26 protein-coding genes are annotated in these 22,619 nt (G+C 66.9%); 19 read left to right on the forward strand and 7 right to left on the reverse strand.

Annotation, left to right across the window (positions count from 1 at the left end; all coding sequences use genetic code 11):
• Window positions 1–16: 16 nt before the first annotated feature.
• A complete protein-coding gene (locus tag Q0W90_RS08125; protein WP_297594843.1) occupies window positions 17–691 on the reverse strand; it encodes a TetR family transcriptional regulator in 675 nt (224 codons plus the stop codon).
• 70 nt (window positions 692–761) lie between these two features.
• Between Q0W90_RS08125 and Q0W90_RS08130 the strand changes: the two genes are divergently transcribed.
• Genes Q0W90_RS08130 through Q0W90_RS08145 form a run of 4 tightly spaced genes read left to right on the forward strand, consistent with a single transcriptional unit; the run spans window position 762 to window position 4,611 of the window.
• Window positions 762–1,865, forward strand: a complete 1,104-nt coding sequence (locus tag Q0W90_RS08130) for a ferredoxin reductase (protein WP_297697524.1) — start codon at window positions 762–764, stop codon at window positions 1,863–1,865.
• 18 nt (window positions 1,866–1,883) lie between these two features.
• A complete protein-coding gene (locus Q0W90_RS08135) occupies window positions 1,884–2,990 on the forward strand; it encodes an acyl-CoA desaturase (protein WP_297697523.1) in 1,107 nt (368 codons plus the stop codon).
• Between the two features lie 44 nt (window positions 2,991–3,034).
• Window positions 3,035–3,559 carry an SRPBCC family protein gene (locus Q0W90_RS08140; protein WP_297594849.1) on the forward strand — a complete coding sequence of 175 codons (525 nt, stop codon included), beginning with the start codon at window positions 3,035–3,037 and terminating at the stop codon, window positions 3,557–3,559.
• The gene (locus tag Q0W90_RS08145; RefSeq protein ID WP_297774028.1) at window positions 3,559–4,611 is read left to right on the forward strand and encodes an LLM class flavin-dependent oxidoreductase; all 1,053 of its coding nucleotides are present in this window, start codon (window positions 3,559–3,561) and stop codon (window positions 4,609–4,611) included. The genes Q0W90_RS08140 and Q0W90_RS08145 overlap by 1 nt, the downstream gene beginning before the upstream one ends.
• A gap of 1 nt (window position 4,612) precedes the next feature.
• On the opposite strand, the gene Q0W90_RS08150 is transcribed toward Q0W90_RS08145, so the two are convergent.
• Together Q0W90_RS08150 and Q0W90_RS08155 are read right to left on the reverse strand one after the other, a co-directional pair.
• Window positions 4,613–5,716 carry a DUF1214 domain-containing protein gene (locus tag Q0W90_RS08150; RefSeq protein WP_297594853.1) on the reverse strand — a complete coding sequence of 368 codons (1,104 nt, stop codon included), beginning with the start codon at window positions 5,714–5,716 and terminating at the stop codon, window positions 4,613–4,615.
• On the reverse strand, window positions 5,713–6,288 hold the full coding sequence (locus Q0W90_RS08155) for a TetR/AcrR family transcriptional regulator (protein WP_297593448.1): 576 nt from the start codon (window positions 6,286–6,288) through the stop codon (window positions 5,713–5,715). The genes Q0W90_RS08150 and Q0W90_RS08155 overlap by 4 nt, the downstream gene beginning before the upstream one ends.
• 28 nt (window positions 6,289–6,316) lie before the next feature.
• On the opposite strand from Q0W90_RS08155, the gene Q0W90_RS08160 reads away from it, so the two are divergent.
• Window positions 6,317–7,561: a sulfotransferase gene (locus tag Q0W90_RS08160; protein ID WP_297774030.1), complete on the forward strand. Its 1,245-nt coding sequence runs from the start codon at window positions 6,317–6,319 to the stop codon at window positions 7,559–7,561.
• A gap of 29 nt (window positions 7,562–7,590) precedes the next feature.
• Window positions 7,591–8,481 (forward strand): alpha/beta hydrolase, encoded by an 891-nt coding sequence (locus Q0W90_RS08165; RefSeq protein ID WP_297593444.1) that lies wholly within the window; start codon window positions 7,591–7,593, stop codon window positions 8,479–8,481.
• A gap of 26 nt (window positions 8,482–8,507) precedes the next feature.
• Here Q0W90_RS08165 and Q0W90_RS08170 read toward each other — a convergent pair whose 3' ends face one another.
• Complete coding sequence (locus Q0W90_RS08170) at window positions 8,508–8,720, reverse strand: TOBE domain-containing protein (protein ID WP_297593442.1); 213 nt, start codon at window positions 8,718–8,720, stop codon at window positions 8,508–8,510.
• A gap of 106 nt (window positions 8,721–8,826) precedes the next feature.
• The gene (locus Q0W90_RS08175) at window positions 8,827–9,432 is read right to left on the reverse strand and encodes a TetR/AcrR family transcriptional regulator (protein ID WP_297593440.1); all 606 of its coding nucleotides are present in this window, start codon (window positions 9,430–9,432) and stop codon (window positions 8,827–8,829) included.
• A gap of 143 nt (window positions 9,433–9,575) precedes the next feature.
• Between Q0W90_RS08175 and Q0W90_RS08180 the strand changes: the two genes are divergently transcribed.
• Window positions 9,576–10,901 carry a cytochrome P450 gene (locus Q0W90_RS08180; protein ID WP_297697520.1) on the forward strand — a complete coding sequence of 442 codons (1,326 nt, stop codon included), beginning with the start codon at window positions 9,576–9,578 and terminating at the stop codon, window positions 10,899–10,901.
• Between the two features lie 13 nt (window positions 10,902–10,914).
• On the opposite strand, the gene msrA is transcribed toward Q0W90_RS08180, so the two are convergent.
• The gene (gene msrA, locus Q0W90_RS08185; RefSeq protein ID WP_297593436.1) at window positions 10,915–11,430 is read right to left on the reverse strand and encodes a peptide-methionine (S)-S-oxide reductase MsrA; all 516 of its coding nucleotides are present in this window, start codon (window positions 11,428–11,430) and stop codon (window positions 10,915–10,917) included.
• An 83-nt stretch (window positions 11,431–11,513) separates the two neighbouring features.
• Here msrA and Q0W90_RS08190 point away from each other — a divergent pair, with 83 nt between their 5' ends.
• The 4 genes from Q0W90_RS08190 to Q0W90_RS08205 all read left to right on the forward strand — a co-directional run bounded on the left by Q0W90_RS08190 (window position 11,514) and on the right by Q0W90_RS08205 (window position 14,383).
• Window positions 11,514–12,020, forward strand: coding sequence for a nuclear transport factor 2 family protein (locus Q0W90_RS08190; RefSeq protein ID WP_297593434.1), 507 nt, complete (start codon window positions 11,514–11,516; stop codon window positions 12,018–12,020).
• The gene (locus tag Q0W90_RS08195; protein WP_297593432.1) at window positions 12,017–13,048 is read left to right on the forward strand and encodes an NAD-dependent epimerase/dehydratase family protein; all 1,032 of its coding nucleotides are present in this window, start codon (window positions 12,017–12,019) and stop codon (window positions 13,046–13,048) included. The genes Q0W90_RS08190 and Q0W90_RS08195 overlap by 4 nt, the downstream gene beginning before the upstream one ends.
• A 79-nt stretch (window positions 13,049–13,127) precedes the next feature.
• Window positions 13,128–13,943, forward strand: a complete 816-nt coding sequence (locus Q0W90_RS08200) for a class I SAM-dependent methyltransferase (RefSeq protein WP_297593461.1) — start codon at window positions 13,128–13,130, stop codon at window positions 13,941–13,943.
• Window positions 13,944–14,002: 59 nt separating this feature from the next.
• On the forward strand, window positions 14,003–14,383 hold the full coding sequence (locus Q0W90_RS08205) for a DUF427 domain-containing protein (protein WP_297593430.1): 381 nt from the start codon (window positions 14,003–14,005) through the stop codon (window positions 14,381–14,383).
• Here the strand turns inward: Q0W90_RS08205 and Q0W90_RS08210 are convergent.
• Window positions 14,377–14,778 carry a nuclear transport factor 2 family protein gene (locus Q0W90_RS08210; protein WP_297593428.1) on the reverse strand — a complete coding sequence of 134 codons (402 nt, stop codon included), beginning with the start codon at window positions 14,776–14,778 and terminating at the stop codon, window positions 14,377–14,379. The genes Q0W90_RS08205 and Q0W90_RS08210 overlap by 7 nt on opposite strands.
• Before the next feature lie 60 nt (window positions 14,779–14,838).
• On the opposite strand from Q0W90_RS08210, the gene Q0W90_RS08215 reads away from it, so the two are divergent.
• The 8 genes from Q0W90_RS08215 to Q0W90_RS08250 form a co-directional block, all read left to right on the forward strand.
• Window positions 14,839–15,750 (forward strand): DNA-3-methyladenine glycosylase 2 family protein, encoded by a 912-nt coding sequence (locus Q0W90_RS08215; RefSeq protein ID WP_297774035.1) that lies wholly within the window; start codon window positions 14,839–14,841, stop codon window positions 15,748–15,750.
• An 88-nt stretch (window positions 15,751–15,838) separates the two neighbouring features.
• On the forward strand, window positions 15,839–16,387 hold the full coding sequence (locus Q0W90_RS08220; protein WP_297593424.1) for a DNA starvation/stationary phase protection protein: 549 nt from the start codon (window positions 15,839–15,841) through the stop codon (window positions 16,385–16,387).
• A 97-nt stretch (window positions 16,388–16,484) separates the two neighbouring features.
• On the forward strand, window positions 16,485–17,468 hold the full coding sequence (locus Q0W90_RS08225) for a pirin family protein (protein ID WP_297774037.1): 984 nt from the start codon (window positions 16,485–16,487) through the stop codon (window positions 17,466–17,468).
• A 2-nt stretch (window positions 17,469–17,470) separates the two neighbouring features.
• Window positions 17,471–18,103, forward strand: coding sequence for a TetR/AcrR family transcriptional regulator (locus Q0W90_RS08230; RefSeq protein WP_297593420.1), 633 nt, complete (start codon window positions 17,471–17,473; stop codon window positions 18,101–18,103).
• A 55-nt stretch (window positions 18,104–18,158) separates the two neighbouring features.
• Entirely contained in the window at window positions 18,159–19,100 is a 942-nt protein-coding gene (locus Q0W90_RS08235; RefSeq protein WP_297593418.1) for a class I SAM-dependent methyltransferase, read from the forward strand.
• A 33-nt stretch (window positions 19,101–19,133) separates the two neighbouring features.
• A complete protein-coding gene (locus tag Q0W90_RS08240) occupies window positions 19,134–20,075 on the forward strand; it encodes a class I SAM-dependent methyltransferase (protein WP_297593416.1) in 942 nt (313 codons plus the stop codon).
• Entirely contained in the window at window positions 20,075–21,010 is a 936-nt protein-coding gene (locus Q0W90_RS08245) for a class I SAM-dependent methyltransferase (RefSeq protein ID WP_297593414.1), read from the forward strand. Before Q0W90_RS08240 ends, Q0W90_RS08245 begins: the two co-directional genes overlap by 1 nt.
• Window positions 21,011–21,122: 112 nt before the next feature.
• Window positions 21,123–22,619, forward strand: a 1,497-nt coding sequence (locus Q0W90_RS08250; protein ID WP_297774040.1) for an LCP family protein, incomplete at its 3' end; no start/stop codon positions are given.

The following is a 22,619-nucleotide window of genomic DNA, read 5'->3' on the forward strand; positions in this document are numbered from 1 at the left end:
ACTGCAGCCGGCGTGATCAGGGAGTGCTTCGCCAGCCGGCGATGCCGGTCGCGATCATCCTCAACTGCTTGACGGCGAGACGCCGGATGTCCTCGGTCGCCTCGATGCTCTGCGAATCTTCGATGGCCTCCGCGATGACGATCATGGCGTTGACGAACAGGGTCGCCAGCACGTTGAGATCCTCGGTGGTCCACTTGTTCAGCCCCGGGAACCGCGCCAGGTCGGTGGCCAGCTCGGACGTGATCAGCCGGATCTCGGTGCGAATGGCGTATCGCAGCACGGACAGGCCGCTGTTACGCTCGCGGCCGATGAGTCTCCAGTGTTCGCGCCTGTCGGCCACGCTGGCGACCAGGATCTCGACGGACGATTCGATCACCCGGTTAGGGTCCAGCTTCCCGGCGCGGGCGTCGCGCAAGGTGTCACGCAGGCTGCGAAACGACTCGTCGATCAGTACCAGGCCGAGAGCCTCCATCGACTCGAAGTGGCGGTAGAACGCCGCCGGCACGATCCCGACCTCGCGGGTCACCTCGCGCAGGCTCAGGCTGGAGAAGCTGCGGTCCTGTAGGAGCTTGAGCGCCGCGCCGATGATGGCGCGACGCGTCGCCTCCTTGCGTTCCTCGCGCGACTGGCTTTCCCGCGAGCGCTCGCGTCCGGAGCCGCGTACCCGTGAGCTAGGAGTACGGCTGTTCACTGTGTGAACCCTACCACATACAGCCACTAAACCCTTGACTACCTGGCAGTTGCCGCCGCACGGTGTACATATGTTTACTCAAACCGCTCAGTCTCCTGGCCGCGTCCTCGCTCGGACGCTCCGGCAACGCGTGTTGGGTTCAGAGCTACTAGACCTGCTGACCGGTCCGCACGGCGTCGATCGTTACACCGAGCTGGTGGCACCGACGTGGACGCTGGGCGAAGCCCGCGCCAAAGTGACCGACGTGCGCCGGACCACGCCCCGCAGCGTCACGCTCACCCTGACTCCCAACGACAACTTCCTGGCCGCCCACACCGTCAAGGCCGGTCAATACGTCAACCTGACCGTCGAGATCGATGGGCGCCGGCACACCCGCTGCTATTCCCCGGCCAACGCCGAAGGCGCGGCAACCCTCGAGTTGACCATCGGCCGGCACGAGGGAGGCCTGGTCTCGAACTATTTGTACGAACACGCCCGCCGCGGCATGGTGGTCGGTCTGGCCGGCGCCGGCGGCGACTTCACGTTGCCGGCGCGCGGTCCCCAACGCCCGCGGCGAATCCTCTTCGTCTCCGGGGGAAGCGGGATCACCCCGGTGATGGCGATGCTGCGCACCCTGGTCGCCCAGGGGCATCCCGGCGACGTCGCCTTCGTGCACTACGCCCGCACACCCGCCGAGGCCTGCTACCGCGACGAGCTGGCCGCGATGCCGTCGGTGCGCGTGCTGCACGGTTACTCCCGTTCGGAGGGCGGCGACCTGAGCGGACGCTTCGGCGCGGAACACCTGGCCACCGCGATGCCGTCACCGGACGCGGTATTCGTGTGTGGGCCAGCGGCTTTGGTCGAAGCGGTCCAATCGCACTGCGACAACGTGTACACGGAAAGCTTCGTCCCACCGGCCCTCGACGCACCCGAGAATCCGTCGGGCGGCCGAGTCACGTTCTCCGACAGTGGCGTTGACGTCGTCGACGACGGACGCCCGCTGCTGGAACAGGCCGAATCGGCTGGCCTCACCCCGGAAAACGGATGCCGGATGGGCATCTGCCACACCTGCACACGGCGCAAAACCGCCGGTACCGTGCGCAACCTGATCACCGGTGCGGTCTCGACCGCTCCCGACGAGGATGTGCAGATCTGCGTGTCCGTTCCGGTCGGTGACGTGGACATGTCTCTCTAACACTTGGAAGGAAATACCATGACACAGAACACAATAACCCTGACACCCGAGCAGGCTGACGCATTCGGCCGCGAACTCGACGCCATCAAGGAACGCGTGATGGCAGACCTCGGCGAAAAGGACGCCGACTACATTCGCCGCGTCATCAAGGCCCAGCGCGCGCTCGAGGTCGGTGGGCGCGTGCTGCTGTTCCTGCCCCCGGCCTGGCTGCTGGGCACCGGCATGCTCGGCGTCGCGAAAATCCTGGACAACATGGAGATCGGCCACAACATCATGCACGGTCAGTACGACTGGATGCGCGATCCGGCCATCTCCGGTCGCACCTTCGAGTGGGACACGGCGTGCCCGGCCGACCAGTGGCGGCACTCGCACAACTACATGCACCACACCCACACCAACATCGTGGGAATGGATCGCGACATCGGCTACGGGATCCTGCGGATGAGCGACGACCAGCGGTGGCAGCCGTACTTCCTCGGCAACCCGATCTACGCCTTCCTGCTGATGGTGTTGTTCCAGTATGGCGTCGCGCTGCACGAGTTGGAAACCGAACGCATCCGTTCCGGCGAGATCCGCCTCGAGGACAAGCGCGAGGTGCTGCGGGCCATCTGGAAGAAGACCCGTCGGCAGACACTCAAGGATTACGTCGCCTTCCCGCTGCTGGCCGGCCCCTTCGCGCCGTTCGTCTTCACGGGTAACCTCACCGCCAACCTGATGCGCAACGTGTGGTCGTACATGATCATCTTCTGCGGCCACTTCCCGGACGGCACACAGGAATTCACCGTCGAGGAAACCAAGGACGAGTCGCGCGGCATGTGGTACTTCCGCCAGGTCCTCGGCTCGGCAAACCTCACCGGCGGCAAGTTCTTTCATCTGCTGTCCGGCAACCTGTCGCACCAGATCGAGCACCACCTGTTCCCGGACATGCCGGCCCGCCGCTATGGCGAGATCGCGCCCGAGGTGCAACGGATCTGCGAGCGCTACGGCATCCCGTACAACCGCGGTCCGCTGCTGCGCCAGTTCGGCACCGTCGTTCGCAAGATCGTCCGGCTGACCTTCCCCGACTCGTGGGTGCATAAAGCCAGCGCCGAGAAGTCTCCCGAGCCCGAGCCGGTCGCCGCGTAACTCGACGCGGTCCGGGCATTGCCTCGGTCCTGGACAGGGGCACAATGAGGTCCGTGGAATGGACCGGCGCGCGCTATGCGGATACCCCGACAGTGGAAGCCTCGACGTGGATCGACGCCGACCCGGCCCGGGTCTGGAGCCTGGTCTCCGACATCGCGCTGATGCCGGCGTTCAGCGACGAGCTGAAGGCGGTGGAATGGGCCGAGGGATCCGATGGCCCGCGGGTCGGCGCTCGCTTCATCGGACACAACAAGCATGACGCGTTTGGGCAGTGGGACAGCACCTCGCAGATCGTCGCCTGCGATCAGCCGCACGAATTCGCCTGGGCCGTCGGCGAACCCGACGACCCCGCGGCGATGTGGCGATTCCGGCTGGCGCCCCGCGACGGGGGCACGGTCCTGAACTACTGGATGCAAATGGGGCCGGGACGGTCGGGCCTGTCGGTGGCGATCGAGTCGATGCCCGACAAGGAACAGAAGATTGTGTTCGTGCGGCTGCGCGAGTTCGAGGGCGCGATCGGAAATACCCTGGCGGCGATCAAACGGCTGGCCGAACACGGAGTCCAGTGATGCGGACCGCCACGACGGTCGAGTTGTCCGGTGGCGGGAGCGAGATCGCCGCGGTCACTTCGTTGGTCGTCGAGGCGGAGAAGCTGGGTCTCGACGTCTGCTGGGTGGCCGAGGCGTGGGGCGCGGATGCGCCGTCGGCGCTGGGCTACCTGGCGGCGCGGACCGAGCGGATGCTGCTGGGTTCCGGCGTCCTCCAGGTCGGCACCCGGTCACCCGTCGTGGTCGCCCAGACCGCGATCACGCTGTCCAACCTCTCGAACGGGCGATTTCTGCTCGGGTTGGGCGCCTCGGGCCCCCAGGTGATCGAGGGCCTGCACGGTGCCTCGTTCAGCCGACCGCTGGCGCGCATCTCCGAGACGATCGACATCGTGCGGCAGGCGTTCGACGGTGGGAAAATCTCCTATGCGGGAAACGAATTCGCAATTCCCCGGCCCGGCGGCGAGGCGGTGCCGATGCGGTTGTCGATCCGCGCCGAGCACTCCATTCCGGTGTATTTGGCCGCCCTGTCACCGGCGATGCTGCGGTTGACCGGCCGGGTCGCCGACGGCTGGCTGGGCACCAGCTTTGTTCCGGAAGGCGCCGGCGAGGCCTACTTCTCGCACCTCGACGACGGGCTGGCGGCCGCGGACCGTACTCGCGCCGACATCGACATCTGCCAGGGCGCCGAAGTCGCTTTTGCCGCAGACGAAGACGAGTTGCGGGGCATGCTCGGGGGCCGCAAGAGAGAGCTGGCGTTCAGCCTCGGCGGCATGGGATCGTCGAGCACGAATTTTTACAACCGGGCCTACAGCCGGCAGGGCTGGGCAGAGGTCGCCGCCGAGGTGCGCGCGCGCTGGCAGCGCGGCGACCGGGACGGGGCGGCCCACCTGGTGACCGACGAGATGGTGCTGGCCACCACGCTCATCGGGACCGAAGAGATGGTCACCGCGCGCCTTGCGGTGTGGCGCGATGCCGGCGTGAACACCGTGCGGCTGTATCCCGCGGGCGGCACGCTGGACGCCAAGCTGGAGACCTTGGGCCGGGCGATCGAGCTGGTCCAGTCGACCGCCTGACTCAGTGCGGGTGGGTGGGGGCGTCGGCAGCCTTGACGAGTTTCACCTCGGGCCGCTGCGGCACACCGTCGGCCAGGAACCACCGGAATGCCAGGTTGCCACGCGGATAGCCCAGCGTGTTAAGCGAATTCGGGTGCGCCGTCTTTGCGCCGGACAAGACGATCGTCACCGAGCCGTCACTGTTGGCGGCGGCGCTGTGGCCGTTCAGGGAGCACCGGGCGTCTTGCGCGCCGACGGTCGCCATGAACTGGTTCCACACCACTAGATTCCAGAATCTGCACGACGGTGGCCGGTGCGTGATGACTAGCGCCTCGTCCTCGTCGAGCACGAAACTGCCATAGGAGTAGCAGGCGTCGCGTGCCGACCAGCCGAAGTTGGCGTCCGGCACCTGATAGGGATCGGCGAATGCGTTAGCGGCATGGGCGGTTTCGTGTCCCAGTGCATGCTGCTCGTCAACGCGATTCCCGACGGCCAGCGGCACGATGGCGAACATGGTCCGCAACCAGGTGGCCGCGGCGCGCAGACTCGCCGCGGTCTCGGCGTCGCCGTGCCGAATGGGGTCGGGTTCGTCGAGCGCCTCGATGTGCCACGTCACCGGGCGCCCGGTCAGGGGATCGGCCTGGTAGTCGCGGGTCATCAGCACGGCCGCGTCGGGCGTGGCGGGAAATTCAAACGTGAAGTTGCCATCGGCGTCGATATCGAGATCGGTGTCGCGCACGATAGCGACGACGCGATCGGACCAGGCGCCGGGTGACGGCTCGTTGTAGGCCGTCACCGAAAAGTACACGCTGTCACCCCTGTTCCCGCCGATGCGGTACCGGCGGGCGGGATCGAGTGGGCACATGAAGTAATAGGCGTCGGTGTTGTCCCCACCCCAGCGGCGGTCCCGGCGGAAGGGTGTGTTCACCGCAACGAACTGCGGCCGACCCGGTTCGGGGAACAGGTAGGTGTCCAGGGCCACACCCAGGGTGGCCGCGAGCATGCGGTAACCGTCGGCGACGTGCCGGTCGTCGGTGACCGCGCGGTCGCCGTCCAAAAACGAGTGGTCCAGCTCACCAAGGGTTTTCAGCAGTTCCCGCCACGCGTTCGTCGATTCGTGCTTCATGCGCCGATTCCTTTCAGGAGCAATCTGGTCGTGCGATCGACCCAGCCGCCATCGAGTCCCGTGACGCGGGTGAGCAGCGCTACCAGCGTGATGCCGGCGATGGTCTCGGCCAGTTCGGCCGCGGTCACGTCCGGCCGCACCTCACCACGGGCCGCGGCCGCCCCGAGCCAGTCGGCGAGGCCGCCGCCGATGACGCCGGCGAAGCGCTCCAGCAGGGCCGAGTGCAGGCTCGGATCCGCGGCCATTTCGCCGATGAGGCCCGGCAGGGCGGCCTTGGCGGACGGCGTGGTGAGGAAAACCATTGTGCGACGCACCATCTCGCGCAGTCCGTCGGCCGTCGAACCGGTCTCGGGGAGGGCGGTGCCGGCACCGATCGGGAACACCGCCTCGTGCACCAGATGTGCCTTGCTGGGCCAGCGGCGGTAGATGGCGGGCTTGCTGGTACCGGCCCGCTGGGCAATGGCGGAGACCAATAGCCCGGGATAACCCGTCTCGGCGAGCATTTCGACCGTCGCGCGCAACACCGCACCGTCGATACGCGGGTCACGGGGCCGGCCATAATCAACAACCATTACGAAACTGAGAGTAACATAATTCGCCGTGACCGATGACGTTCGCTCCGTTTCCCTCGATGACCTGGCCGCGCCCCGATTCAGCGCCGAGGGTCAGCAGATCCTCGACATGATGACCGCGATGGCCCCGGCGTGCCCGTTGGACGCCGCCGCCCTGCACGCCAAGGCCAGCGAGGACACCGGACTGCGCGACTTCGGGCCCGACGACTACCGGGGACGCCTCGACGTCTACCTCGCCGCGTTGCGGGAGATCGACGGGCTGCACGGGGCCGGCGCGGTCAACTTCTATGGGCAACTGCTGCAGATCCTCAAAAACCGGCTGCTGCTGGCCGACCTCCTGAGGCGCCATCCCGAGATCAACGACATCGAACTGACCTCGCCCGTGGTGATCGCCGGGCTGCCCCGCACCGGCACCACACACCTGCACAACCTGCTGGCCGCACCGCCCACCTTCCGCACCATGCCGTACTGGGAAAGCGTGGAGCCGTTTCCGTTGCCGAATGAGGTTGGCGTCCAGCCGGACCCGCGACGGACACGCATGGACGTCGCGGTCGGGGTGATCAACATGGTGATGCCGCACTTCGCGCTCATGCATGAGATGACGACCGACCACGTCCACGAGGAGATCCAGCTGCTGGCCAACGACGTCTCCACGATGCTGCTGGAAACGCTCGCCGAGGTGCCCCGCTGGCGTGACTACTACCAGGCCCACGACCAGACGCCGCACTACGAATACCTGGCCACACAACTGCGGGCGATGCAGTTCCTGCGCGGGGGCCGGCGATGGCTGCTCAAGTCGCCCCAGCATCTCGAGCAGGTGCCCGTCCTGGACCGGGTGTTCTCCGACAGCATTGTCGTGTTCACCCACCGTGATCCCGTGCCGGTGGCCCTGTCGATGATCGCCATGATCACCTACTCGGCGCGCATGCACCGCTCGCCCGTGCCGGTGGTGCAGATCGCCAACTCCTGGATCGACCGCCTCGAGCAGATGCTCACTTCGCTGGTGCGCGACCGCGACACCATCGGTCCCGACCGCTCGATCGACATCCGGTTCGACGACTTCATGGCCGACGAACTCGGCGTTGCCCAGCGGGTCTACGCCCTGGCCGGCGAGCCCTTCACCGACGCGGCGCGCAACGCCGTCACCGCCTACTTGGCCGGCCACCGCCGCGGCCGATTGGGCAACGTCGAAACGTCATATGAAATGTTCGGGCTCGACGAGGACAACCTGCGCGAGCGCTTCGCGCCCTATGTCGAGCGGTTTCTGGCCTAACCGTTTCCGACCCGCTACCTTCTCAACACATGGTCACTATGCCCACGCTGGACGGTGTCGAACACCGCTACGTCGATCTGGGAAATGGCGTGACGATCCACGTCGCGGACGCGGGCCCGGCGAACGGGCCGGTGGTGATGCTGGTGCACGGCTTCCCCCAGAACTGGTGGGAATGGCGCGCGCTGATCGGGCCGCTGGCCGCCGACGGCTACCGGGTGTTGTGCCCGGACCTGCGCGGCGCGGGCTGGAGTTCGGCGCCGCGCTCCAGTTACCGCAAGGACGAGATGGCCGACGATCTCGCCGGCGTGCTGGACCGGTTGGGTGTCGCGTCGGTGAATCTGGTGGCCCACGACTGGGGCGGCCCGGTCGCGTTCATCATGATGCTGCGCCACCCGGAAAAGGTGACCGGCTTTTTCGGCGTGAACACCTCGGCGCCTTTCGTGAAGCGCTCGTTGTCGATGCTGCGCAATGTCTGGCGGTTCTGGTACCAGATCCCGATTTCGTTGCCGATCATCGGCCCGCGGGTGATCAGCGCGCCGAACTCCCGGTTCGTCCGCATGCTGGGGTCATGGGTCGGTGGTGGCTACACGCTGCCCGAGGAGGACGTGCGGCTCTACCTCGATTGCATGCGCCAACCCGGCCACGCCGAGGCCGGTTCGCGGTGGTATCGATCGTTTCAGACCAGGGAGATGCTGAGCTGGATGCGCGGCGAGTACGACGACGCCCGCGTCGACGTCCCCGTCCGCTGGCTGACAGGTACCAAAGATCCGGTGATCACGGCGGAGCTGACCGAGGGATATGCCGACCACATCGAGGATTTCGAGGTCGAGCTGGTCGACGGTGTCGGTCATTGGATCGTCGACCAGCGGCCCGATCTGGTCCTGGACCGGGTCCGCGCTTTTCTCCACGCTCAAACTTAGTTCGTGGTAAGGCTTTTCGGCGTGCCTTAGTCGACGCCGATGGTGACTTCCGTCGATTTGATGAACACGGTCGCCGGCTGCCCCACCTTGAGCCCGAGATCGGACGCGGCATCCTTGGTGACCGATGACGTGACGACCTGGTCGCCACCGTCGAGCGTCACCTTGACCACGGCCATCACGGCGCCGATTTCGACCTCGGTGATCTTTCCCTTGAGCTGGTTTCGAGTCGAGAGCCGCATCGCAGAATCCTCCATGTCAGAACGGGCGGAGTCTGCGGTGAGCGTAGCCCGGCGAAGCCCGGCCCGGAATGGCTTGTGACACTTTCGCTTACGGGAACGGCGGTGTCTAGTGTCGCGGACCGAGCAGGGCTACGGACGCATCCACGGCCGGTTCAACGATTCCTCGGACCGGTTTTCCGTCTTCGACCGCAAGTGCGGTCAGCTCCCGCAGCCCGCCCAACAGGATCACGGCCAGCGGCGCGGTCAACGGGGGCAGCTCCGCGCGCCGGAAACCCGGGCTGGCACTGAGGTCGATCAACAGGCTGGACAACAACTGCAGCCCGCGGCGCTGGACCGGCCGGGCGGCGGCGCCGAGCGACGGCAGTTCCCGGATCCAGCTCAACGTGATGGCCGGCCGGGATTCGATGTGTCCGACGTAGGCCTCGACCGCCTGGCGGATCTGCGCGCGCCATTCGGCCTCGGGATCGACCGAGGCTCCGATGCGTTCGCCGAGCCTTTCGATATCGGTCCGCAGCAACTCCAAAAAGCACTCTTCGCGGCTGGCGAACTGGTCGTAGAAGGTGCGCTTGGAGGTGCGGGCGTAACGGACGATGTCGGCCACCGTGCTGGCGCGGTACCCGCGCTCGCTGATCGAGGCGGCCAGGCCATCGAGCAGCCGCAGCCGAAATGGGTCGACCTCCGCCAGATCCCGGGCGCCGTCCGTCGCTGTCATCGCTGATGTCACGTCCGGCGCCTCCGTTGCGTTCGATACGCGTCTTGTCAGGCTTGGTACCTCAGAGTACCGTACTGGGAGAGGTTGCGGTACACCGTCGTACCACCCCGGTTCCCGGGGGCTGATATTTGGGAGTCATCGCCATGAGCGAAATGGTCACCGCCCCACCGGCGTGCACTACGGTCAAGTTGCCCCCCGCGCCCCGTATCCCAAAAGCGCTGCAGGGTCTGGGGTTTGCGCTGTCGCGCCGGGGGATGATGCAGCGCCTGGCGCGCCGCTACGGTGACGCGTTCACGCTGAATCTGCCGATGTACGGCCGCGTGGTGGTGGTCGGCGATCCGCAGTTGGCCAAGCAGATCTTCACCACCGGCCCCGAAGATCTCGGCAACATCCAGCCCAACCTGAGCCGGCTGTTCGGCTCCGGTTCCGTCTTCGCGCTCGACGGCGAGCCCCACCGCCGCCGGCGGCGGCTGTTGGCGCCGCCGTTTCATGGCAAGAGCATCAAGAACTACGAGAGCATCATCGAAGAAGAGACGCTGCGGGAGATCGCCCGCTGGCCGGAAGGCACGCCGTTCGCGACCTTGCCGTCCACGATGCACATCACGCTCAACGCCATCCTGCGCGCGGTCTTCGGGGCCGAAGGCGCCGAACTCGACGAGCTGCGCCGGCTCATCCCGCCGTGGGTCACGTTGGGCTCGCGCATGGCGACGGTTCCCAAACCCCAACGCACGTATGGGCGCTACACGCCGTGGGGACGGCTCGAAGAGTGGCGCCGCCGTTACGACGCCGTGATCGACAAGCTGATCGCGGCCGAGCGCGCGGATCCGGGTTTCGATGACCGCGCGGACGTGCTCGCGCTGATGCTGCGCAGCACCTACGACGACGGTTCGGCCATGTCGCGCAAGGACATCGGCGACGAACTGCTCACGCTGCTGGCGGCCGGGCACGAAACGACGGCGGCGACGCTGGCCTGGGCGTTCGAGAGGTTGACGCGGCATCCCGACACGCTCGCGGCGCTCGCCCGGGAGGCGGACGAGGGCGGCAACGAGTTGCGGCAGGCGACCATCCTGGAAGTCCAGCGGGTAAGGACCGTCATCGATTTCGCCCCGCGCCGTGTCTACGCGCCGACTTTCCAGCTCGGCGAGTGGATCATTCCGCGGGGGTGCTCGATCATCGTCGGCATCGCCCAGATCCACGAGGATCGCAACGTCTTCCCCGACCCGGAGCGTTTCGACCCGCAGCGTTACCTCGGAACCAAGCCGTCATCGTTCGCGTGGATCCCCTTCGGCGGCGGGACCCGCCGCTGCGTCGGGGCGACGTTCGCGAACATGGAGATGGATGTCGTGCTGCGAACGGTGTTGCGCCACTTCACCATCGAGACGACGAACGCGCCGGGGGAGCGCCGGCACTGCCGGGGCGTCGCCTACACGCCGAAAGACGGTGGGCGGATCGTGGTGCGTCGCCGCTGAACCCGGCCGTTCCCTACTGGTTGGAGGCGGCGCGGTGTGGCAGTTTCCAGCCCGGGCGGATGTAGTGGCACGTGTACCCGCTCGGATAGTGCTGCAGATAGTCCTGATGCTCGGGCTCGGCTTCCCAGAAGTCGCCCGCGGGGCTGACCTCGGTCACCACCTTGCCGGGCCATAGGCCGGACGCCTCGACATCGGCGATGGTGTCCAGCGCGGTTCGCTTCTGCTCCTCGTCCAGATAGAAGATCGCCGACCGGTAACTGGCCCCGCGGTCATTGCCCTGGCGGTCTTTCGTTGTCGGGTCATGGATCTGGAAGAAGAACTCCAGGATCGCCCGGAAATCGGTGACCGCCGGGTCATAGACGATCTCGATGGCTTCGGCGTGCGTCCCATGGTTGCGGTAGGTGGCGTTGGGGACGTCACCGCCGGTGTAGCCGACCCGGGTCGACACCACCCCCGGCTGCTTGCGGATCAGTTCTTGCATTCCCCAGAAGCACCCGCCGGCGAGAATCGCCTTCTCGTTGGTCATCACTCATCCTCCTCACCGGCCACAATGACCGGCCAGTGCCGCCCAGGCTACACTCCGCCGATGAGCTGCAACGGTGCCGCGAGACCATGAGCACGCCGAAGTTCTCCCGTAGCGAACTGGCCGCCGCATTCGAGAAATTCGAAGCGACCGTCGATGCGGCGGCGCGATCGCAGGACTGGGACGCCTGGGTTGCGCACTACACACCCGATGTCTTGTACATCGAACACGCGGCGGGCACGATGCGCGGCCGCGACGAGGTCCGCGAGTGGATCAGCCGGACGATGGGCAGCTTTCCGGGCAGCCACATGGTCGCGTTCCCTTCGCTGTGGTCGGTGATCGACGAGCCCACCGGGCGGATCATCATGGAACTCGACAACCCGATGAAAGACCCCGGGGACGGCAGCGTCATCACCGCGACCAACATCTCGATCATCACGTACGCCGGCGACGGCCTGTGGTGTCGGCAAGAAGACATCTACAACCCGCTGCGCTTCGTGCAGGCCGCGTTGAAGTGGTGCCGCAAGGCGCAGGAACTCGGCACCCTCGACGAAGATGCCGCACGTTTCATGGAGCAGTACGGAGGCGCCCAGTGAGCACGAAGCCCAAACTCGTCATCGGCGCCAACGGCTTCCTGGGTTCGCATGTGACCCGCCAGCTCGTTGCCAAGGGCGCATCGGAGAATTTCGAGGTGCGGGCGATGGTGCGTGCCGGCGCCAACACCCGCGCCATCGATGACCTCGCGGTGACCCGGTTTCACGGCGACGTGTTCGACACCGCCGTGCTGCGCGACGCGATGGACGGCGTCGACGACGTCTATTACTGCGTCGTCGACACCCGCGCCTGGCTGCGCGACACCGCGCCCCTGTTTCGCACCAACGTCGAAGGCCTGGGCAACGTTCTCGATGTCGCCGTCAGACAACCCGCCCTGCGCCGGTTCATCTTCACCAGCACCTATGCGACGGTGGGTCGCCGCCACGGGCACGTGGCGACCGAAGACGACGTGATCGACGCGCGCGGACTGACGCCCTATGTGCGGTCCCGGGTTCAGGCCGAAAACCTGGTGATGCGGTTCATGGCCGAGGCGGGATTGCCCGCCGTGGCGATGTGTGTGTCAACGACTTACGGCGGCGGGGACTGGGGCCGTACCCCGCACGGCGCGTTCATCGCCGGCGCCGTCTTCGGCAAGCTCCCCTTCACGATGGACGGCATCCAGCTCGAGGTCGTCGGCGTCACCGACGCCGCCCGGGCCATGATCCTGGCCGCCGACCGCGGACGCATCGGCGAGCGATACCTGATTTCCGAGCGGATGATCGCCTTGACGGAGGTGGTGCGGATCGCGGCCGACGAGGCCGGGGTGCCGCCACCGCGACGTTCGATCTCCGTTCCGGTGCTGTACGCCCTCGGCGCGCTGGGCAGTCTGCGAGCCCGGCTCACCGGCAAGGACGCCGAGCTCAGTCTCGCGTCGGTGCGCATGATGCGTGCCGAAGCGCCCGTCGACCACGGCAAGGCCGTCCGCGAATTGGGTTGGCAGCCGCGCCCGGTCGAGGAGTCCATCCGGGAGGCGGCCCGCTTCTGGTCGACGATGCGAAATGCCAAGGGTAGGAGCATGACTCCCGGCTGAACACCACGCCGACCGTTGTTCAGGACGCAGCGCGGCGCTTGGTGTGGGACTAGCCTCGGGCGGTGTGAATACCGCACGGGTGTCCGTCGATCTCACCGGGGCGCCCCAGACCATGCTCGCGACGTTCTACGCGAAGGCGCTGGATGCCGACTTCCCGAAACCGATCCTGGGCGATCGGTACGCGAAGGAGATCGTCGGGCGCATCGACTACGACTGGAAGAAAACGACCATCACCGCCCGGCGCGCGCCGTCGGTGACCACCCGTTCGGCGCACTTCGATGAGTGGACGCGCAAATTCCTTGCGGCGCACCCGCGCTCGGTCGTGCTGCACCTGGGCTGCGGGCTGGACAGCCGGTTCTTCCGCGTGCAGCCGGGCCCGGACGTCCAGTGGTACGACGTCGACTACCCCGAGGTCGCAGCCCTGCGCGCCCAGCTTTACCCGAGCCGCGATCACTATCGCGTCATCGCCGCCTCGGTCACCGACCCGGGATGGCTGGCCGAAATCCCCGCCGACCGTCCCACACTGATGATCGGGGAGGGGCTGACCATGTACCTGACCGAGCAGGACGGCACCGCGCTGCTGCGCCGGGTCGTCGACCGGTTCGGTTCGGGCGAGCTGCAGTTCGATGCGTTCAATTGGCTCGGGATCAAGACGCAATGGCTCAACACGGTGGTGCGACGGTCGGGGTCCACGCTGCGGTGGGCGATCAACGGGCCCGACGACATCATCGAAGCCGTACCGACGGTGCGGCTGCTCGCCTGGGAGCGATGGTTCGAGTCGTACACCTTCGCGCAGTTGCCACGCTCAGCCCGGGTCCTGGGTAGGCTCATGGCGCAGGTCCAGGCAGTGGCGAACATGTCGCAATATCACCGCTACGCGTTCGGTCCGGCCTGACGGGAAGCCTTGGCCTCAGCCTTGTGTTGCACCCCTTATCCGTATCTGAGGAGGAGACCATGACCCACCCGGAAATCAAAGAACCCGACGCCGGGCACCCGATCACCATCGAGCCCACGACGGGTCGGGTCCAGGTTCGTGTCAATGGCGAGCTCGTCGCGGACACCACCGCCGCGCTGGAACTGCGCGAAGCCACAATCCCTGGGGTGCAATACATTCCGCTCGCCGATGTGGTACAGGATCGGCTCACCCGCACCGACACCAGCACGTACTGCCCGTTCAAGGGTGACGCCAGCTATTACAGCGTGACCACCTCGGCGGGCGAGACCGTCGACGACGTGATCTGGACCTATGAGCAGCCGTACCCGGCGGTCGCCGCGATCGCCGGTCATGTGGCGTTCTACCCCAACAAGGCCGAGATCAGCGTCTCGGCTCAGTAGGGGACCCATCCGGGAAGCGCGGTCGCCACCGTCCGGGTGTCGCCATAGAGGCGCATCGAAACGATCAGCCCGTCACGGGTGTCGAAGATGCACACGAACGGGCTGTCGTACTCGATGCCGTCGGAGGTCGTGCCGGTGGCTTGGGCCTCCACCACCACGGTCTCTCCCTCGTTGACACAGCGCACCAGGTCGATGGTCAGCTCCAGCTCCTGTTTGCGTCGCTCGATCCCCCGGCGAAACGCGTCCTTATTGCAGGAAGTGCGCGTGTACAGCGTCCAGTAGGTGAAGTCGTCGCTGAGCAGGGCGAAGCCCTCGTCCAGATCGCCACCGTCGCTGGTGCTCTGCAGGAACATCCAGGCCAGTTCGCCCTGCGGGTCATCGAACGGCGTCATCACACCGCAATATTGACTTGGGACAGAGTTCACGGTCAATCAGAGCAGTCGGAGAGTCATCAGGTGAAGAGCGCGCGCACGGTGGTGTTTCCCGGGGCCGCCAGCTTCGGGCACACGCTTGCGCCGCTTCGCCGCGGCCTCGGGGATCCGTGCTTCCGGGCTCCCGGGGACGGCTCGGTGTGGCGGACCAGCCTGCTGCCCACCGGCCCGGTCACGGCACGGATCAGCCGCGCGGCCCCCAACGCCGCCCACTGTGCGGCGTGGGGCGGCGGCGCGCAGGAGTTCGTCGAAATGCTGCCCGCCATGCTGGGTCTCGAGGACGACGCCTCGGACTTCGTGCCGCGGCATCCGACGGTCGCCGCCGCGCACCAACGCGTCCCGCACCTGCGGTTGGGCCGCACCGGGCTGGTGCTGGAGGCGCTGATCCCGGCGATCATCGAGCAACGGGTGCCCGGCGCCGACGCGTTTCGCTCCTGGCGCGTGCTGGTGACCAAGTACGGGACGGCGGCGCCGGGACCGGCCCCGGACGGGATGCGGGTGTTGCCGACGGCGCAGGTGTGGCGAAGCATTCCGTCCTGGGAGTTCCATCGCGCCAACGTCGACCCCAGGCGCGCGCAGACGGTGGTGACCTGCGCGCGGCGCGCCGCCTCGCTGGAGCGGTTGACGTCACGGCCGGCGGCACAGGCGCGCGCCGCGTTGACGTCCCTGCCGGGGGTGGGGGAGTGGACCGCCGCCGAGACGGCGCAACGGGCCTTCGGCGACGCCGACGCGGTGTCGGTGGGCGACTACCACATCCCGAAGATGATCGGCTGGACATTGCTGGGCCGGCCCGTCGACGATGCGGGCATGCTCGAATTGCTGGAGCCGATGCGGCCGCATCGCCAACGCGTGGTCCGGCTGCTCGAAGCCAGCGGTTTGGCGTACAAACCGCGCCGGGGCCCGCGCTTGCCGGTGCAGCAAATCCACTCGCTTTGATCCGCCGGGTTTTTCGCACTTGCCATCGGGTACCCAACGGGGCAAGTAACTGTGTGAGAACCCGATGGAAGGAAGCTAGGAACAAGCGATGACTCAGTTCACAATTCCGGGATTGACCGACAAGCAGGCGGCGCGGCTCACCGAACTGCTGCAAAAGCAACTGAGCACCTACAACGATCTTCACCTGACGCTCAAGCACATTCACTGGAACGTGGTGGGCCCGAACTTCATCGGTGTGCACGAGATGATCGACCCGCAAGTTGAAGCGGTGCGCAGTTTTGCCGACGATGTCGCCGAACGCATTGCCGCCCTGGGGTCTTCGCCGCAAGGCACGCCGGGCGCCATCATCAAGGACCGCTCTTGGGACGACTATTCGGTCGGCCGCGACACCGTCCAGGCCCACTTGGCCGCGCTGGACCTTGTCTACAACGGCGTGATCGAGGACATCCGCCAATACATCGACGAGACAGACGAACTCGACCAGGTGACCCAGGATCTGTTGATCGGCCAGGCGGGGCAGCTGGAGAAGTTCCAGTGGTTCGTCCGGGCGCACCTGGAAAGTGCCGGTGGCCAGCTGGCTCACGCGGGCAAGAGCACCGAGAAGGCCGCCGCCAAGAGCGCCCGCAGCAAATCCTGACCATCCCTATCGCGGGTTGCTGCGCCGCCGCCGTCTGACCAGGAATAAGTGGACCCCAGTCCGGTTATATGGGTAGTCCACTATATGAGGAGGTCAGATGCCTGCAGTTATGGCCAACACGCTCACGTTGCCGCGAGTCCACGGCCCCAGCCCCGTCGACACCGAACGGCCGGTGCGATCGATCACCACCGGCCCGCGTGGGTATGAGGGCGAGGGGTTCCCGGTCGTCCGGGCTTTCGCCGGGGTCGGCACCGCCGCCCTGGATCCCTTCGTGCACATGGACCAAATGGGTGAGGTCGACTACCAGCCCGGGGAACCCCGGGGCACCGACTGGCATCCACACCGCGGCTTCGAAACCGTGACCTACATGCTCGACGGGAGATTCGCCCACCAGGACTCCCACGGGGGCGGTGGTCTGATCAGCGACGGAGCGACGCAGTGGATGACCGCCGGTTCCGGCATCCTGCACATCGAGACGCCGCCGGCCGAGCTCGTCGACAGCGGGGGCCTCTTTCACGGCGTCCAGCTCTGGGTGAACCTGCCGAAGAAAGACAAGTTCGCGCCGCCGCGATACCAGGCCATCGAGGGCGGTGACGCCACGCTGCTCGCGTCGGACGACGGCGGCGCGCTGATCCGCATCATCGCCGGCGAGATCGACGGCCACCGCGGCCCCGGCGTCACGCACACGCCGATCACCCTCGCGCACACGACGATCGAGAACGGGGCCCGGCTCAACATTCCATGGCAGCGCGACTTCAACGCGCTGGTGTACGTGTTATCGGGCAGCGGGCACGTCGGCCCGGTCGCCCACCCGATCCACCAGGGGCAGTTAGCCGTCCTGGGGCCCGGCGATCGGATCACCGTGGGAGCCGAGCGGATCGAAGATTCGAACCGGACGACAGCCATTGATGCGCTGCTTCTCGGCGGTCGGCCCATTCGCGAGCCGGTATTCCACTACGGGCCTTTCGTGATGAACACCCGCGCGGAATTGGTCGAGGCGATCGACGACTACCGGGCCGGAAAATTTGGCACTATTCCGCCAAATGCGCTAATGCCCCACCGCGGCGGTGGCACACTTTAGCAATGCGTCCACGGGGGAATCGCAGGCCAGGGCGTCCGCCCGCCGCAAAGGCCGACGAGACTCGGCGGCGGATCATCCAGGCTGCCCGTTTGGTGTTCAGCGAACGTGGCTACGACGGCGCGACCTTCCAGGCCATTGCGGCGCGCGCGGACCTCACCCGGCCGGCGATCAACCACTATTTTTCGAGCAAGCGAGCGCTGTATCGGGAAGTTCTGGACGACACCAACAAATTCGTCATCGGGGCCGGTATCAAACAAGCCGAACAAGAGACCACGCTGGCGGCGCAGTTGACGGCATTCATCTCCGAGGCGACGAGAGCTAATGCTGAGAACCCCGCGGGATCCGCATTTTTAATCAGCGGCGTACTGGAATCGCAACGCCATCCGGATTTGGCCGGGACCGAAAACGATTCGGTACGGATCGCTCGAGAATTCCTGGTGCGCGTCGTCAATGGCGCGATCGAGCGCGGCGAGATCGTCACCGACATTGATACGTCGGCGTTGGTCGAGGTACTGCTCGTGTTGGTCTGCGGGGTGGGTCTGTACGCGGGCTACGTCGAGAGCCCGGAAAACTTCCTGGCCCTCACCGGACTGATGCGCCGGCTGCTGGAAAGTGCGCTTCGGTCGCCCGAGTGAAGTTCCGCACAAAGCGTATAGGCTAACTAACTTATCCCGGTACCATGGTCGGGATATGACTGATCTGGATGCCTCGACACCGCCTTCCGTCCGGTCTGCCGGCGACAGCTGGTCCATCACCGAACTTGTCGGCGCCACCGCGTTGGGCGTCGCCGCGTCGCGGGCGGCGGAGACAGCCGGGGCCGATCCGCTGATTCGTGACGAGTTCGCACGCCTGCTGGTGTCCTCGGCCGGCCCGGCGTGGGCCCGGCTCGCCGATCCGGAGTTGTCCTGGCTCGACGACGATCAGCACGGACGTCGCGCACATCGGACCGGCATCGACTACCAGGCCGTGCGCACGCATTTCTTCGACGAGTACTTCGACGGTGCGGTCCGTTCCGGAATCCGGCAAGCGGTGATCCTGGCCGCCGGGCTGGACTCCAGGGCCTACCGGCTGAACTGGCCGGCCGGCACCACGGTCTACGAGATCGACCAGCCCAAGGTGCTGGAGTACAAGACCGGAATCCTGCAGCAGCACGGCGCCGTGCCCAGCGCCATCCGCCATCCGGTCCCGGTGGACCTGCGTGACGATTGGCCCGCCGCGCTGACCACCGCCGGATTCGACCGCGGACAACCGACCGCCTGGCTGGCCGAAGGACTGCTGCCATACCTGCCCAGCGATGCGCAGGACCGGCTCTTCGAGATGTTCACCGCGCTCAGCGCGCCCGGCAGCCAGGTCGCGATCGAGGTGTTCGGCATCAACTCGCGGAGCAACTCGCAGCGCTGGTCGCGGATGCGGGAGCGGCTCGGTCTGGATGTCAACGTCCAGGCGCTGACCTACCACGAGCCGGACCGCTCGGATGCCGCCGCGTGGCTGACCGACCACGGCTGGCAGGTGCGCAGCGTGAACAACCGCGACGAGATGGCCCGACTGGGCCGCCCGGTACCCGACGACCTTTCCGACGAGGCGGTACGCAGCACGTTGCTGCGGGCGCGCCTCGGCGCGACCACCGCCTGACCTTCGCCCGTCACGAATCCAAGGAGTTACACCATGAGCTCACTGCGCACCCACGACGACACCTGGGACATCAAGAGCAGCGTCGGCACCACCGCCGTGATGGTGGCCGCCGCCCGGGCCATCGAGACCGAACAGCCCGACGCGCTGATCAGCGATCCCTACGCCCGATTGCTCGTCAACAACGCCGGTGCCGAGGTCTTATGGGAAGCCATGCTCGACCCGGACGTCGTGGCCAAGATCGAAGCCATCGATGAAGAATCCGCCGCTCGGATCCAGCACATGCGTGGCTACCAGGCGGTGCGGACCCACTTCTTCGACGAATACTTCGCTGACGCCGTCGCCACCGGGATCCGGCAGGTCGTCATCCTCGCGTCGGGGCTGGACTCGCGGGCGTACCGCCTCGACTGGCCGGCCGGCACCACCGTTTACGAGATCGACCAGCCCCAGGTGCTGGACTACAAGACCACCACGCTGGCCGAAAGCGGCGCCACGCCGTCCGCCGATCGCCGCGAGGTGGCGATCGACCTGCGGGAAGACTGGCCCGCGGCCCTGACCGCCGCCGGATTCGACCGCACGCAACCGACCGCCTGGCTGGCCGAGGGATTGCTGATGTACCTACCCGCCGAGGCGCAGGACAAGTTGTTCACCCAGATCGGCGAGCTGAGTGCGGCGGGCAGCCGGGTCTCCGCCGAAACCGCACCGATGCACGCCGAGGAGCGGCGCCAGCAGATGCGGGAACGGTTCAAGAAGGTGGCCGACGAGCTCGGCTTGGAGGAGACCGTTGACGTCGGCGAGCTGATGTACCGCGACGAGCATCGCGCGAACCTCGCCGACTGGCTCAACGACCACGGCTGGCGCGCCACCGCGCAGAACTCGATCGACGAGATGCACCGCCTGAACCGCGGGGTGCAAAGTTCTGAGCTGGACGAAGACAGGGACGCCTTCTCCGACTTCGTCATCGCCGAGCGCCTGTAATGGCGCGCACCGCGGACGACTCCTGGGACATCGCCACCAGCGTCGGGGCGACCGCGGTGATGGTCGCGCTGGCCCGTGCCGCCGAGACCGCCAGCGCCGATCCGCTCATCCAGGATCAATTCGCCGAACCGCTGGTTGCCACACCCGAGCTCGAGGGAGTCCGTGAGCAGGTCGCCGCGTGGTGGGCGGGCGATCCGGATGACGACTCCGAGGATGGCGCCCCGAACGCCGCCTACATGACCAACTACCAGGCCGTGCGCACCCACTTCTTCGACGCGTACTTCGCCGACGCCACCCAAACCTCTGGCGCCGGTATCCGGCAGGTCGTGATTTTGGCCGCCGGCCTGGATTCGCGCGCCTACCGCCTCGACTGGCCGGCCGGCACCGTCGTGTACGAGATCGATCTACCGAGGGTGCTCGAGTACAAGAGCGACACGCTCGCTCGCCACGGCGCCGCACCCATCGCCGACCGCCGGCCCGTGCCCGTCGACCTGCGCCACGACTGGCCGCAGGCCTTGCGCGACAACGGCTTCGACACCGGACAGCCAACCGCGTGGCTCGCCGAAGGGCTGCTGCCCTTCCTCCCCGCGTCCGCACAGGAGGCCCTGTTCGCCTCGATCGACGCGCTGAGCGAATCGGGCAGCCGGGTGGCCGTTGAGAACTTCGGGGTGGACGCTGATAAGCGCCGCGAGGCCGAACAGCGGTGGCACCAACTGCGGGCCAAGCGCGAAGCGCGCGGCCTGGACACCTCCTTCAACCCGTTTGATCTCTGGTTCTCTGACGAAGGCCGCCCCGACTGCGCCGAGTGGTTCACCGCCCACGGCTGGACCACGAGCACGGTGAGTGCGCGCGATGAGGGGCTGCGACTGGGCCGGGCCCCCCAGCCGGACGACCGGCCGTTCGCGAACAGCTTCGTGACGGCAGCCAAGCCCTGAGCGATCAGGCCCGACCGCACTCAACGCCGCAGACGCCCAGCGCGTACACCCTTGGCTCACGGCCGCGGTTACCGGGATTTCGCCAGGTCATCGGGGACAATGGTGACTCATTATGGGCGGCGGCACGTCTGAGCGATCACACCGCTGGGTGCTGTTAAAAGGCCGGCTCGTCGCCGGCCTCGCTTCGGCCTTCGTCATGGCCGTCACCGGCATCGGCTGGACCGGCTACCACACCGCCCTGGGCAGAATCATCATTTCCCACGCGCTGCCGAACGGGGCGGCATCGCTCGGCGACAACCAGAACATCCTGCTGATGGGCCTGGACAGCCGATTGGACCAGAATGGCCGGCCGCTACCGCAGGAGATCTACGAGGCGCTGCACGCCGGCGACGAAACCTCGGGTGGCTACAACGCCAATGTCCTTATCGTCGTGCACATTTCGGACCGTGACGGGCCAGTCACGGCCATGTCGATCCCCCGCGACGACTACGCCGAGTTGCCGGGCTGCCCGGGCTCCGTCTGCGCGGGCAAGATCAAGCAGGCCTACGGGCTGGCCTATCAGCAGTCGTTGAACTCGCAGGCCGCCGGGAACTCGGGGGGTGCGGGAGCAACCGATCTGGCGGCCCGCGAGCAGACCGCCCGCGAGGCCGGACGCAGCGCCGAAATCAGCGCCGTCAACGATTTCCTGGGTATCTCGGTCGACCATTTCGTCGAGGTCACGTTGGGCGCCTTCTTCCAGATCGCCAAGGCCGTGGAACCGATCATGGTCTGCCTCAACGGCGATACGCGCGACAGCTATTCGGGTGCCGACTTCCACCAAGGGGTTCAACGCATCGATGCGGCGGAGGCGATGGCGTTCGTGCGGCAGCGGCGCGACGAAAACGACGGCTCCTTCACCGATTTCGACCGGACACGCCGTCAGCAGGCGTTCCTGGTGTCGTTGGTCCAAGCGGCGCGCGGCGGCGGTGTGCTGTCCAGCGTGAGCGGGCTGCGCAAGATGCTCCAGGTCGCCCGCGACAACGTCGCCGTCGATGCCGGGCTGGACCTCGTGCAGTTCGCCTCCCGCGCCTCCCGACTGACCGAGCGGCCACTGTCGCTCTATACCCTGCCGATCTCTGGCTTCGGCAAGGATCCGAACGGATCCGACATCAACCTGGTCGACCTTCCGGCCATCCGGCGCATCGTCAACGAGCGCTTCATGTCGGACGCACCGGCCGCGCTCGACGCCGCGTCACCGACCACGCAGCCGCCGTTGGCCGAGCCCGTCATTCTCGACGTCGTCAACGCCAGCTCGCGCGACGGACTCGCGACCGCCCTGGAGGAGGCCTTCGCCGGGCGAGGCTTCACCCGGGGCAGCGCCACGACCGCCGCGGCCCCGGCCGACGACAGCATGATCGAATACGGCCCCGGGGCCGCCCAGGGCGCGCAGATCCTGGCCGAGCAACTGCACGTACCGGCGGCTGCTGAAGACACCGTGGCCTCCGGAACCGTTCGGCTGACCGTGGGAGCGCGGTTTCCCGCGGCCGACTATCTCGCCAACCCCGACGCGGCCGGCGGCTCGTCGGCGTCCGGGCAGGTGAGTGCCGTCGCCGCCACTGGGACCGGCGAC

The organism is Mycobacterium sp. (genome assembly GCF_025933915.1).
GTDB lineage: Bacteria > Actinomycetota > Actinomycetes > Mycobacteriales > Mycobacteriaceae > Mycobacterium.